This is a genomic window from Prevotella sp. P5-92, from assembly GCF_002251245.1.
GTDB lineage: Bacteria > Bacteroidota > Bacteroidia > Bacteroidales > Bacteroidaceae > Prevotella.
The window spans coordinates 1-12,844 of sequence record NZ_NPJG01000122.1 but is presented as its reverse complement, the minus strand read 5'-3'; the positions used below and the strand labels follow the sequence as shown (position 1 = coordinate 12,844).

13 protein-coding genes and 1 pseudogene are annotated in these 12,844 nt (G+C 45.3%); 3 read left to right on the top strand and 11 right to left on the bottom strand.

Features of this window, described 5'->3' with window-relative positions; translation table 11 throughout:
• Positions 1 to 1,013: transposase (locus tag CIK99_RS12265; protein ID WP_094379682.1), on the top strand; the 1,013-nt coding region annotated here is incomplete at its 5' end.
• A 304-nt stretch (positions 1,014 to 1,317) separates the two neighbouring features.
• Here the strand turns inward: CIK99_RS12265 and tnpB are convergent.
• Positions 1,318 to 1,752, bottom strand: coding sequence for an IS66 family insertion sequence element accessory protein TnpB (tnpB, locus tag CIK99_RS12260; protein ID WP_094381782.1), 435 nt, complete (start codon positions 1,750 to 1,752; stop codon positions 1,318 to 1,320).
• On the bottom strand, positions 1,746 to 2,135 hold the full coding sequence (locus CIK99_RS12255) for a hypothetical protein (RefSeq protein WP_094381781.1): 390 nt from the start codon (positions 2,133 to 2,135) through the stop codon (positions 1,746 to 1,748). Before CIK99_RS12255 ends, tnpB begins: the two co-directional genes overlap by 7 nt.
• Here CIK99_RS12255 and CIK99_RS15945 point away from each other — a divergent pair.
• Entirely contained in the window at positions 2,099 to 2,491 is a 393-nt protein-coding gene (locus CIK99_RS15945) for a type II toxin-antitoxin system RelB/DinJ family antitoxin (protein WP_256387407.1), read from the top strand. The genes CIK99_RS12255 and CIK99_RS15945 overlap by 37 nt on opposite strands.
• A 625-nt stretch (positions 2,492 to 3,116) precedes the next feature.
• Here CIK99_RS15945 and CIK99_RS12240 read toward each other — a convergent pair.
• From CIK99_RS12240 to CIK99_RS15545, 9 genes and pseudogenes are all read right to left on the bottom strand, one after another.
• Entirely contained in the window at positions 3,117 to 3,521 is a 405-nt protein-coding gene (locus CIK99_RS12240; protein WP_094381778.1) for a PIN domain-containing protein, read from the bottom strand.
• Positions 3,518 to 3,787, bottom strand: a complete 270-nt coding sequence (locus CIK99_RS12235; RefSeq protein ID WP_094381777.1) for a hypothetical protein — start codon at positions 3,785 to 3,787, stop codon at positions 3,518 to 3,520. The genes CIK99_RS12240 and CIK99_RS12235 overlap by 4 nt, the downstream gene beginning before the upstream one ends.
• Before the next feature lie 576 nt (positions 3,788 to 4,363).
• Complete coding sequence (locus CIK99_RS12230; RefSeq protein ID WP_094381776.1) at positions 4,364 to 4,945, bottom strand: type IV toxin-antitoxin system AbiEi family antitoxin domain-containing protein; 582 nt, start codon at positions 4,943 to 4,945, stop codon at positions 4,364 to 4,366.
• Between the two features lie 126 nt (positions 4,946 to 5,071).
• The gene (locus CIK99_RS15835; protein WP_254047805.1) at positions 5,072 to 6,013 is read right to left on the bottom strand and encodes a nucleotidyltransferase family protein; all 942 of its coding nucleotides are present in this window, start codon (positions 6,011 to 6,013) and stop codon (positions 5,072 to 5,074) included.
• Between the two features lie 501 nt (positions 6,014 to 6,514).
• Positions 6,515 to 6,865, bottom strand: a pseudogene (locus CIK99_RS16120) (hypothetical protein); the annotation flags it as partial.
• A 21-nt stretch (positions 6,866 to 6,886) separates the two neighbouring features.
• A complete protein-coding gene (locus tag CIK99_RS12220) occupies positions 6,887 to 8,191 on the bottom strand; it encodes a hypothetical protein (RefSeq protein WP_144007993.1) in 1,305 nt (434 codons plus the stop codon).
• A gap of 190 nt (positions 8,192 to 8,381) precedes the next feature.
• Positions 8,382 to 8,753: a Fic family protein gene (locus CIK99_RS12215; protein ID WP_144007992.1), complete on the bottom strand. Its 372-nt coding sequence runs from the start codon at positions 8,751 to 8,753 to the stop codon at positions 8,382 to 8,384.
• 301 nt (positions 8,754 to 9,054) lie between these two features.
• The gene (locus CIK99_RS12210; protein WP_094381772.1) at positions 9,055 to 9,645 is read right to left on the bottom strand and encodes an N-acetyltransferase; all 591 of its coding nucleotides are present in this window, start codon (positions 9,643 to 9,645) and stop codon (positions 9,055 to 9,057) included.
• Positions 9,646 to 9,648: 3 nt separating this feature from the next.
• Positions 9,649 to 9,807 (bottom strand): hypothetical protein, encoded by a 159-nt coding sequence (locus CIK99_RS15545; protein WP_173805367.1) that lies wholly within the window; start codon positions 9,805 to 9,807, stop codon positions 9,649 to 9,651.
• A gap of 1,222 nt (positions 9,808 to 11,029) precedes the next feature.
• On the opposite strand from CIK99_RS15545, the gene CIK99_RS12205 reads away from it, so the two are divergent.
• A partial coding sequence (locus tag CIK99_RS12205) for a VapE domain-containing protein (RefSeq protein ID WP_094381771.1) occupies positions 11,030 to 12,844 on the top strand: 1,815 nt, incomplete at its 3' end.

The following is a 12,844-nucleotide window of genomic DNA, read 5'->3' as shown; positions in this document are numbered from 1 at the left end:
ATGTGGAAGTGTGTCCCGAATGCGGAGAAATCAAGATAAGCTACAACAGTTGCCGAGACCGTCATTGCCCCAAGTGTCAGAACAAGGAGCGTGAGCAGTGGATTTCTTTCCGCAGGGAGGAGATTATCCCCGCGAAGTACTTCCATGTGGTATTCACGGTGCCGGATTGCCTGCATCCTATAGCCATTAACCATCAGGCTGCCTTCTACGATTGCATGTTCAAGGCCGCATGGGCCACCATCTCCGCCTTTGCAGGCGATAAGAGACTGCGTACCGGTATGACCGCCATTCTTCATACGTGGGGTTCCAATCTGTTCTACCATCCGCACATTCACTGCATTGTGCCGGGTGGCGGGATGGACAAACTCGGTATGTGGCATCATCTCAATGGTTGTGAAAAGAGTGACTTCCTTTTTCCCGTGCATGGCATGAGCGACAAATTCCGTGGAAGATTCATGGCTCTGCTCACAAGGAGGCTGAAGGAAGATGGTTTCGTCATGGCTAATTACATACGAAAACAGTGCTTTGACAAGGATTGGGTCGTTTACTCCCGTCCTCCCGCAAAGGGAGTGAATCAGGTATTGGAGTATATTGCCAGATATGCATATCGTGTGGCGATAACCAATTCCAGGATTCTTGACGTGACAGACAATAGCATCTCATACGACTACAAGGACTACAGGAAAGGCGGCAAGCATGGAGTAATGACCATGGAGATTGGCAAGTTTCTCGGTTTGTTGTCACTGCATGTGCTACCCGACAGGTTTGTGAGGATACGCCACTACGGCATACTCTCACCTTGCAACAGGGATGCACTGCGCAACATACAGAAGCAGCTCGATGTGCCGCCCGTGCCGAAAGAAAGGACAAATAAGTCATATCTTGAGATCTGTCAGGAGAATGGTTGGGAGATTGGAGTATGCAAGGAATGCCATTGCCAGCGTATCATCATAAGGATTATAAATCCAGCCCCGAGAGCCCCGCCATTCTTTGTGAAGCGTATAGGTAACTAAGCAGGTAGTCCGCGAAGTGCTTTTCTTCGTGGACAGCCTCTTTGTGCCCTAACGCGTCGTAAAACACTTTATATTGTATCATTTGTGGCATGATTTGAGATTGTGACATCTCTGTTTGTATATATTCTAAGAGGTACAAGTCCGTTTTTCTCATCCGTAAGTTGCCACTTGCCTTTTGGAAACCATGCAAAAACCAACATCTTTCCCCATAATATTCTGATTACATTTGCGGCGGACGTACAACGGTCGGTGCTTCATATCGCCTTCCAGGCGAGACGAAGCCTATCTTGTTAAATATTCTATATTACACAACATCCTTTGAAAGCTTATTTCCTGATGTTTTCTCGCCTCTGCTTCCCAATTCTTCCAGAGGTGTTTCATCAGTATTTTCATCATCCAAGTCGTTAAAATCGACCCTACGGTCCTTAGGCACTATTCCTTCAACAATATATACAAAGCTTTCCCAAGAGATGTGGTAGCAACCTTTCTTTCTGTCAAATACCGGTTCAACAAAATGGTCGGCATGAAGGATTTTCTCAGTCATAATCTCACCACTATGGTGATAGTAGTACATACGGACACGACGACTGTCCTTCGAGAGGAAGATGTATATGTCTCCGTTGGTCGGGTCACGGTGCAGTTGGCTCTTGATGTAGCCCCGAAGACCGCTATGGCGGTAGCGCAGCGTAACAGGCTCACCACACAGGTAAAAATTGAAACCGCTTGAGATACTTAACATAAAGCACCCTCCATTTCCTTTATCAGTGAAACTAGTGCAGATTTTGAGCAGCTGCCGATATGGAGACTCACCTGCGAGCCAAATGACAGGTCGATATCATCCAGCATCATGTCAGCGGGAGTCGATGCTTGTTGTTCTTTGGCGATATGCGATGTCTGAGGTTCAACTCTATCTATAACAAGAGGGTGCAATCCTGGTTCAATACAGGATTCCGCTTCTATGGCCTTAGGCTTGCGGTAGGAGTCGTTACGTAAACAATGAAGCATCTTGTTATAGCTCACTTTTTGGTCTCTACAGAACCCTTGAAGGTTTTTGCTCTTGTACTCGGTTCGGTACTTGCGAACCATTGAGGCATAGTACTTGCCTTCTTCGTTTATGTTCATCTTGTCCAAAATTTAAATTCGGGACAAAAGTACTAATATATATTAAGGTACACAAGACGGCCCTAAATGACTGCTTACGTATCGACAGCCAGCAGAAAGCAATGTTCGACAGCCTCTGCGAGCAGTTTGGAATGAGCGCCAACACCGCCATCAACATCTTCGTGCGCCAAGTCATCCGCCTTCGCCGCATCCCCTTCACCATTGCAGCAACAGAAACCGATGAAGACATTCGTGCCAAGGCGATTCAGACGATAAGAGAAATCAGGGAAGACGCAAAGAACAGACCAGAATTGACTCTTGATGAAATCAATGCAGAGATTAATGCCGTAAGGGAGGCAAGAAAACAATCACTATGATATATGTTGTAATAGATACAAACGTTCTTGTTTCTGCCCGAGGGTACAAGGGACAGGTCACTGTCACGCAGGTATAGTCAAAAATATGATCTCAAATGTTTTAAAAAAATTGAGGAGGCGGGACACGAACCTGTTCCCTGTCCCGTCAGCTCTAACACTTTTAATATGAACGAGAATTGCCGTTAATTGACCGTGAATTGCCGTTAATTGAACGTGAATTGCCGTTAATTGACCGTGAATTCACACAAGAATTATTTTCTTCAATTTACGTATAATTTCCGAAACTTGCTTCAGCTTGATGAACACCTCTTTTAATTGACAATGTGTGAAGAACTTGCGTAGCTTGATGAGCTCCGCTATTAATAAACAATGTGCGAAGAACTTGCGTAGCTTGATGAGCTCCGCTATTAATAAACAATGTGCGAAGAACTTGCGTAGCTTGATGAGCTCCGCTATTAATAAACAATGTGCGAATAATTCGCGTTCACTAAAAACGTCCGCTTGTAGACCAATTTCTTTTAATTCACGTTTCATTCCCGGTGATTCGCGTTCATCAAAACAGTCCACTTGCGGACCTCCGTTCCCTCCCCAGGACACTGACCTGTCCCCTGACCCTACCATGACCCTACATAAGCGACATTAATTCGTCAATTGTATATACAGGAATTACAGATTTCCTAAAATCCTTCTTATTTCTTGTTACTATACAATCAGCAAAAGTCTTCAAAGCAGTCATGCTTTGCACAGAATCCTCATAGTCCTTCCAATCAGAATCGAGTGATTTGATTACAACATCAGCTTGTAAATCACATACTGTTACAAAAGACAATATGGATTTTATACGTTGCTTAACAATTGGCAACTCATATTTCCTGCCTATATATATAGTATTAACTATAGACAACGAAGACGTGACTAAATCAAATTGACCAATACTGCCAAGAGCGAATAATCTCTTAGCTCCTTCATAAAAAGGAACTCTTTTACAGACAAAATCAATAAGAATATTTGTATCTAAATATACTTTCATAGAATATATTTCTCTATTCTTGCATCCCTTCCATTTTCATCTACAGGAACAGACACCGTTTGTTCATCAGCCATTATCGCATCCATTGCTTCCAATGCTCTTTTGTATTCCATACTATCAAGCACAGATTTTCTTGGCTTTATTGGATGCGAATCCATGAAGTTACGGACAGCAGACTCAAAAAGGCCAGCAACGCTCATTCGTTTTTCCCCAGCATATAGCATTGCCTCATTATACAAGTTATTATCTATGGTTATTGTATTCATATTAGTCCTTTCTTTATTAATCACGCCGCAAAATTACGAATAATAATCCAATCCACCAAACATTTCCCCCTTTTTTATAAGTAATCAATAATCAGTCATTGTCAATCATCAAACACTTGCGTAGCTTGATGAGCTTGCGAAGAACTTGCGCAGCTTGATGAGCACCGAAACTAATAAACAATGTGCGAAGAACTTGCGTAGCTTGATGAACACCACTGAAAATATATAATGTGCGAATAATTCGCGTTCAAATAAAAATGTCCTCTGTCCCGTCGGGCGCCGCTGGCGGCGCCATCACCCAGCTCTAACACTTTTAATATGAACGTGAATTGCCGTTAATTGACCGTGAATTCACACAAGAATTATTTTCTTCAATTTACGTATAATTTCCGATAATTCGCGTTCTCCCATAAAGTCCGCTTGCGGACCTCCATTCCCCTCCGTGTTTTCCATATGAACAGTAAGTGTTGTGTCCAACTTTTTGGGTTCACTTCATGACCTGTCCCCTGTTCCGTCCGTTCATGAGATTGAGCAGTCGTGTTTTGACAGACTTTCCGTAGTTGGTGACAGGCTTCTTCATGACAGGGATATTTCAAGATAGTTGTTAAGAACATTGGCTACACGCAAGCGGCGGGCATAGTCGGTGAGTCGCGATAGGTTGTGGTTGGGGCGTGAGAGATAAGAACGTATTACCTCGGCACAGAGGTCGAGACCTATCTTGTTGCGATACTTGACGGCATCGCATACGCTCCGCTCGATGTCTGTGATAAGTACTTCATAACCCGATATGTTTTTTCGTTCAATGCCAAACTCAAGATTCTCCGGTTTCCAATAATAAAGATTGACGGGCACAACCGTAGGCACTTTTATCCTGCGCTTGCTACCTATGGCGACACAGAAGGCTGGCGGTACCTGGGTGGATAGCTGATAATACATCCAAGCGGAATACATACATACCACTCCTCCAGGCACGATTTTGTCTATGTCTATCATTGTACCGAATGTCGCTTCGGGCACGGCATACACACCATGTCGAATCCTGATGAGTTCTCCACGGTCAACAGCCCGAAGGACACGCTTGTATTCAGCCTGTCCTGTCATGTTGTCTGTTGTTATTATTCCGCCTTTTGAGGCTACTGTGTCTGATATGTTGCTCATCGTCCTTTTTCTTTATTCGGGTACAAAGGTAACAATTTTATTTCATATATGTACAATTTTATACGGAATATTTTTATTTTCACCGCAAATAAATGACACAAGAGGTTAATCAATAATCATTCATCATTAACCATTCACCTTCCTCCATCCCAAGTGCCATACCCTAAACACCGGTTCCCACAGTGCCTCCTCTGGATAACTCCTCACGAGTCTCATTACCCGTTTCAGCTTCCAAATTCCGTGCTTCACCATCCCTCCATTCTTTAATTCCTTTCCCCTTTCATCATATTGCCCAAAGTTTCCTCCTTTCATTATCTCCTCCAACAATTTTCTTCCCTCCTTCTCATTCGGCTCACAAATCATCCAAGGCCCAAAATTATTTTCCTTCAATTCACGGTTAATTCGCTTTAATTTGCGTTCTCCTCCATCGTCCGCCTGCGGACATCCATCAGTGCCCCTCCGTGTCCTCCGTGGACATTTTTCGTTTTCGTTTTCGTTATCGTTCCCTCCTCCAAACACTTCGTTTAGCACCCACATCACCGCTCCCGCAAACTTCCCCATACCGAAAGACCGTATCACCGCCATCACCTCATCCTTCGACATCACAGCCGTACCAAGCCCCTCGCACCACATCCCCTGTGACTGCAAGTCCTTGCACTCCATCACATCGTTATGCCACACACGCAGCGCAAAGTAATAATCCATCAGCTGCCTTAACCCAAGCCCTTCATCAAAGTAATGAGAGAAAAGATGGCACATCTGATACACCACATTCACCGATGCCGTCGGTACAGCGAATCCCATGTGAGTCTTGTTCTTCATACACACATCAGCATGGTCATTAAACCATCGCTGCATCCTCCAGTTCCTCAGAGGCGAATGAGCATAGCAAGGACGGAAATGCACCTCCACCTCCGTTCCGTCTATCTTCGGCGCTTCAATATGATGATACCGAATAACAGGCTTCTCTATATTCCCCTCTAACCGATGCTGCATCCTCACATACTCTCTCACCGCCTTACGACCATGATACTCCACATATTCCACTTCCTCCTTCCCTGTCTGCACCGCAATCGCAATCCCTCTGTCCGCCTGCGGACCTATTTCCTTCAATTCACGTGTAATTTGCGATAATTCGCGTTCCCCTCCATCGTCCGCTCGCGGACCTATTTCCTTCAATTCACGTGTAATTTGCGAAACTTGCTTCAGCTTGATGAACACCGCTATTAATAAACAATGTGTGAAGAACTTGCGTAGCTTGATGAGCTCCGCTATTAATAAACAATGTGCGAATAATTGCTGTTCCCCTCCCCCGTCCGCCTGCGGACATATTTCCTTCAATTCACGTTTAATTTGCGAAACTTGCTTCAGCTTGATGAACTCCTCTTTTAATTGACAATGTGTGAAGAACTTGCGTAGCTTGATGAACACCGCTGAAAATATAGAATGTGTGAATAATTCGCGTTCCCCGCCTCTGTCCGCTCGCGGACAAATAGTTGTTTCAAGTTGTTCCTGTTGTCGTACATTTATCGGTGTTGCCCACAAGTCAATATCACCGCATTGCCTCCTATTCCTCAGTCCCTCAGGATAATTCAGACAATTCCCCTGCCCTTTAAGAATACAAGTCTCAAGCCCGTCATGCTCATATCTCCTCGCCAATTGACGACATTGCTCATTAAGCAAACCATTTCGCTTCTCAATCTGCAAAGCCAATGCCATCCACTGCATCCGGAGCGCAGCAGGACATACCACCCCCATAGCATGCAGTTTCTCCACAGCCGTAAATCCGACACCAATCAACGCTTGCTTCTTGCAAAACTCAAAAAGTCGAAGCCATTCAGCATCCGTGACACTACCCGACAGTGACTTCCTATTTCCTACAGCAATCTGTATAAACTCAAAGAACAAACTAACCTCCATTCTATAATCAATCATCATCAATCATTTCCCCAACCTCACTTGCGCTCCGATATTAATATCCATAAATCCGTTGCTGCCTGCAGCAACACTCATGCCCGTATGCCCGGCACCTCCAGTAAACTCACTCGTAATCACCTGATAAGCCATGTCGGCATATAAGCTCCAACGGTCGTTGAGTTTATACGTCGTGCCGGCACCGGCTCCCACACAAGGCGACGAACTACTTATAGCAAGGTTACATCCAAGTCCAAACCTCGGAAACACATACGGATCCCATTTCCTTTCAGGATCAATCTCCGAAAGAATGTTCTTTATGCTCAATGGAATATCCGCACTGATAAACAAATATCCACCCTTATCCATGTTCTCCGAAGGATTATCCGCCGGACCAATCCAAGTCAGATGATGATTCTCAAATAGCGGAATACCGTTCTCCCAGTTCACCTTCGCACGCACAGCCACCTGTGGCGTAAATCTCTTCACCACAGCCACATCCACGCCAAACGTCTTTCCATTCGGGAACACCCCTCCAAAGAAATCCTTGCCGTATGGGTTCTGCAGCGACATGTCCATACCAAACTGCAAATACCACTCCTTTCCCCAAGCCTTTGTCAGCACCTTGTCCTTGTCCTCCTCCCTCGTAGCCTTGCGGAATCCATGAGTCTTCGACACATTCGTCTTCACACCCACACTGATATCAAAGAATCCGTTAGAGTTCGATCCCGTTCCCGTGTTCTTCTCCACACCAGTAAATCCGCTCGACACCATGTTATACGCCACGTCAAAATATATCGCCAACTTATCGTTCAATCTGAACGTGTTGCCAATACCCAATCCAATCAACGGCGTACCCTTGCTCACTCCAAAGTTATACGCGCCACCGGCACGCGAGAACACCTGCATGTTCCATTTCCTCTCAGGCTTATATCCCCAGAATATGTTGTGAATATCCAATTGCAGGTCACCCACAAATGTCACATATCCACCCTTGCGTCTGTTCTCACCAGGCTGATAGAACGGCGCCAGCCAGTTGTCGTGGTCGTTCTTCAGCAGACCGATACCATTCTCCCAGTTGCCGCGCAACCTCATTCCCACTGCAGGCGTCACCTGTTTGAGCATCGCCACATTCACTCCAAACGTCTTTCCGTTGGGAAACACCCCTCCGAAGAAGTCATGCCCGTATGGGTTCTGGAGCGACATGTCCAATCCCGCCTCCAGATACCAGTTTGTCCAGAACGAGTCAATCACATATCCCTCATCCGTATCCGCAGCTGTTGAGCCCAAGCTCATCACACCTGCAATAATTAATCCAAATACTCTTTTCACTTTAAATATTGTCTGTTATTATCATTAAACCAATCCTCAAGTGCCTCCTCAAACGACCACTTGAACTTATATCCACATCCAGCCAGTTTCTTCATCGCCCCCACGATATGCTCAATCGTATAAGCCGGCTCAAAGCAGCAGTTGAATATGCATTGGCTTTCCCTTCGGCCGCCGAACGTTGTTTCTTCATTTAAAATGTAGCTTCTTCTCCAACAGAGCCTATCACTCGTTTTCCCTTCTCAGTCAAATAATATTTTTGAGTGGGACTGTTTGGTTTGTCTGGCTGACTCATCACAACTAAACCTTGCTCCATCAACGGAACAATATATGAATTCTTGAATTTAGTCGCGTTAGTGTAACCCAAGATAACCCGAAGTTTTGAGGCTGCTACAGGCTTCATCAGACTTTCAAAAAACAATCCGATTTGCTCATTACTTAGTCCCTTACTTAGTCCCTTACTTAGTCCCAGTTGGTCCCACAGCTTAGTCCATTCCAGTTTCTCATTTTGTACACCAGCTTCCATAGGTATCGTCACCTTATACACGTCCTCCTCTTCAATCATGGGTTCTTTGCCTCCCGATATGAGCGGAGTGTATTTGAATATCTTCCTTGTGCCACTACCCAATTCCTCGACAATTCCCGTCAGCTCTAACACTTTTAATATGAACGTGAATTGCCGTTAATTGACCGTGAATTCACACAAGAATTATTTTCTTCAATTTACGTATAATTTCCGATAATTCGCGTTCCCCTCCACCGTCCGCTTGCGGACCTCCGTTTCATCCGTGTTGTCCATATGAACTGTAAGGGTTGTGTCCAACTTTTTGGGTTCACTTCATGACCTGTCCCCTGTCCCGTAAAAACTATCTAATAAGAATCAAATCGAAAAACATAAGACGTGTCCGAAGAGGTTCATCGGATACAATTTTGCGATAATCCTTTTCCTGTTCTTCTGTACTGAAAATGAAATCAAATCCGTTTTTCTTGTAGAATGCCAAAGGTATATCAGAATTATAAGCGTCAACAATAAGATAGCGGCAACCTGTCTTGTTGGAGGAATCAACAAACCAAGACTTTATGAAATTCATAAGTTCTGTTCCTATATGGTGTTGCTGATACCTTGTTGAAATACCTAATCTACCTATCAAAACTGCAGGATAAATCAAGTCCCTCTTAACGTAAGAAACATTCTTAGCCACTTTCTTCTTACGAGCATTGGGCAGAAGCATTGTGAATATGCTCGCATTTGAAACAGTAAAAGCGCATAATAGCTCTTTCACATTTTCTTTCATTTGAAAGCAATATGTCTTTCCAAAAAGGTCTTCGGCATATGCAATAGAATCGTTTTGAAAGAAATCATCCAAGTCCTCATTTCCACAAGTGAACTTATCAGATTCTTCCAAAATAGTCTTTGTTAGCGGCATAAACACCGCATTCTCTGCTAAATATCCCATACACTACTCAAACCTCGCGTTTGCCAATATCAGCTTCATTTCAGCACGTTGTTCAGTAAAATCGATGGAACCTCTGTTTTTCATTGCCTCGTCAGCTTTTCTTACGAATGTCTCAGCAGCTTCCCCTGTCAAAACAGGAACATTACTAATTGCCATTGCCATAATAATCTTTATTTAATAATTAATTCCGCCGCAAAGATAGTGCAAATCGAAGACAAAACAAAATAAAAAAGCGTTTTTTTATTTTTTTTTGTTGAGATGCAGCCTATCTTATCAAAATTTACGAATAATTTCCCAATCCTCCAAACTTTTTCCCATATTTTATCAGAAACTTGCTTCAGCTTGATGAACTCCTCTTTTGATAGACAATGTGTGAAGAACTTGCGCAGCTTGATGAGCTCCGCTATTAATAAACAATGTGCGAAGAACTTGCGTTCAAATTAAAATGTCCCCTGTCCCGTCAGCTCTAACACTTTTAATATGACCGTGAATTGCCGTTAATTGAACGTGAATTGCCGTTAATTGACCGTGAATTCACACAAGAATTATTTTCTTCAATTTACGGTTAATTCCCGGAACTTCGCGTTCCCCTCCACCATCCGCTTGCGGACATCCATCTGTGTCATCTGTGGATATATATATTTTTCTTTAATTCACGAATAATTCACGTTCCCCTCCACCATCCGCCTGCGGACATCCATCTGTGACATCTGTGGATATATTTTTTTTCCTTTAATTCACGTTTAATTCCCGGAACTTCGCGTTCCCCTCCATCGTCCGCTTGCGGACCTCCGTTCCCTTCCGTGTTTTCCATATGAACAGTAAGGGTTGTGTCCAACTTTTTGGGTTCACTTCAGACCTGTCCCCTGTCCCGATTTTATAATCTTTAATCTTTTAATCTTTCCATGTCTTCCCTTATCATTGCCTTGGCATACTCCGACAAAAGTTGAGTGGAGTCTTTAGGTGGAATGTGGAGACAGTAGAAATGCATCAATCGGGAATAGGGTAAAGTACCCTTAATTTTTCCACTTTAAACTAAGTAGAACTCAGCTCGGCTAAGCATTACACCTCTGCTGCCGCAAATAGATGAAACAGTCTCCCTGGCATTGTAACGACGGAAGACAGCAAGAGCACTCTGCATAACTCTTGCAACGTGCTCGTGATAAATTTTTACCATTTTTGTACTTATTTTATGTTAATAATGTTAAAGTCGTTGAAAAGTGTCTAACGTCTATGGACATTAGACACTGTGTTTCTCATTCTATTATTTTTTTGTAACTTCGTGCCATAATAAACAAAATTATGGAGTTAAAATGGGCCATAACTTCTCATCATAACTACCAAAAAAAATACTTCCAAAACATTAAATTAAATAATTATACTTATGACAAACGAAGTGACATTCTTTTCTTCTCTCACCGACAAGGAGCCGAAGCTCGTGTCGTGGGAACATGTGGCTACGATGATTCGTTCCACACAGTTGCAGAAGCAGTGCGACGACTACCGCAGCCTGCTTAGTATCTATCAGCAAGCCACCGACAAAGGTGACAAGCAACAGGTGCGACAACTCAAGTCGCAACTCGCTCACATCAAGCAGCAACTGCCCGCCTTCATGCCGCAGGCTATGGCGGAGGGCGGAAAGGCTGCCGAAAACATCACACGGCTCATGCCTTTCATGATTGTCGATCTCGACCACATTCCCGACGACCTTATGGCGACCACTGAGAAGATGGTGAAGAACTGCGAGTATGCTCGGCTGGCTTACCGCACCGTCTCGGGCCACGGACTGCATGTCATCGTGAAGATGGACGGCGAGGTGACACAAGACAACTTCAAAGACGCTTGGCTCACTGCCAACGAGATGATAAAGAAGCTGACTGGTGTGGACTACGACAATCAGTGCGGCAACATCAACCGCCTCTCGGCACTGGCTTGCGACCCCACCGCCGTCTATCGACCTGTCTCTAAGGCTGTAAAGATAAAGTCTCATAAGCGCAAGGCGCAGAAGACGGGCAAAAGGCCTGCATGCGAAAAGGCGGGTGCCACCGCACGAAAGCTCGTCGATAACGAGGGAATTGCTTACGAGGAGGGAGGTCGCAACAACTACGTCTCGCGCGTCATCTACTGGATGAACCGCTTTGGCGTAAATGCTGACAAGACCCTCGAGTGGGCTGAGAAGGAGTTTGAGGATTATGACATCGCCAACGGCCACCCCATAGCGGGTATCGTCAAGGCCGTGTACGACAAGTACACCGACGAGCACAACACCTGCCGTCCCGCCGCCTTTGCCGCCGATGGCAACTCGCGCCCTCGTAAATCCACCATCATGGAGGTGGAGGCGTATCTCACCGCCCGCTACACCTTCCGCCGAAACATCCTTTCCCAAGACGTGGAACAATGCCATTTGATGAATCAATCTCAACTTTCAACTTTCAATATAATGACCGATGCTGCCGAAAACTCCCTTTGGATAGAGCTGCAGCGTGCCGGACTGAACACCGACATGCAGACGCTCCACGCCTATCTCACCAGCAACTGCATCGAACAGTACCATCCCGTCAAAAGCTATCTCGACAGTCTGCCGGAATGGGACGGCCACGACCATATCGCCGACCTCCTGGGTATGGTTCACTGCCGCGACTGCACTCCCGAAAAGTTCGACTTCTACGTGCGCCGATGGCTTGTGGCTATGGTGGCTGCCACGATCGACGACGAGGTGGTGAACCATCAAATTTTCGTACTCCTTGGTCCGCAAGGCACGTATAAGACGTCGTTTATGAACAACCTGCTGCCGCCCGAACTGCGACGGTATTTCTGCGTGAAGACCAACTCGCAGCGTATGACCAAGGACGATGCCTTCGCCCTTACCGAGAACATCCTCATCGACATGGAGGAGATTGACAGCATGGGTCGTCAGGAGGTCAACCAACTCAAGGCGATGGCGTCGCAGCCCTTCGTCAAAGACCGACCTGTCTATGGCCGCAGCAAGGTGAGGCTGCCTCACAGGGCATCGTTCTGTGCCACTGGCAACAACCTCCAGTTCCTCACCGACGACACCGGCAACCGCCGATGGCTCGTCTTTGAAGTCGATCATATCGACAACCCGTGGGAGGCCAACATCAACTATGTCGGCGTATATTCTCAGATCCGTCATCTTCTCGACACGGGATTCAGGTATTGGTTTGACACTGGTGAGGTT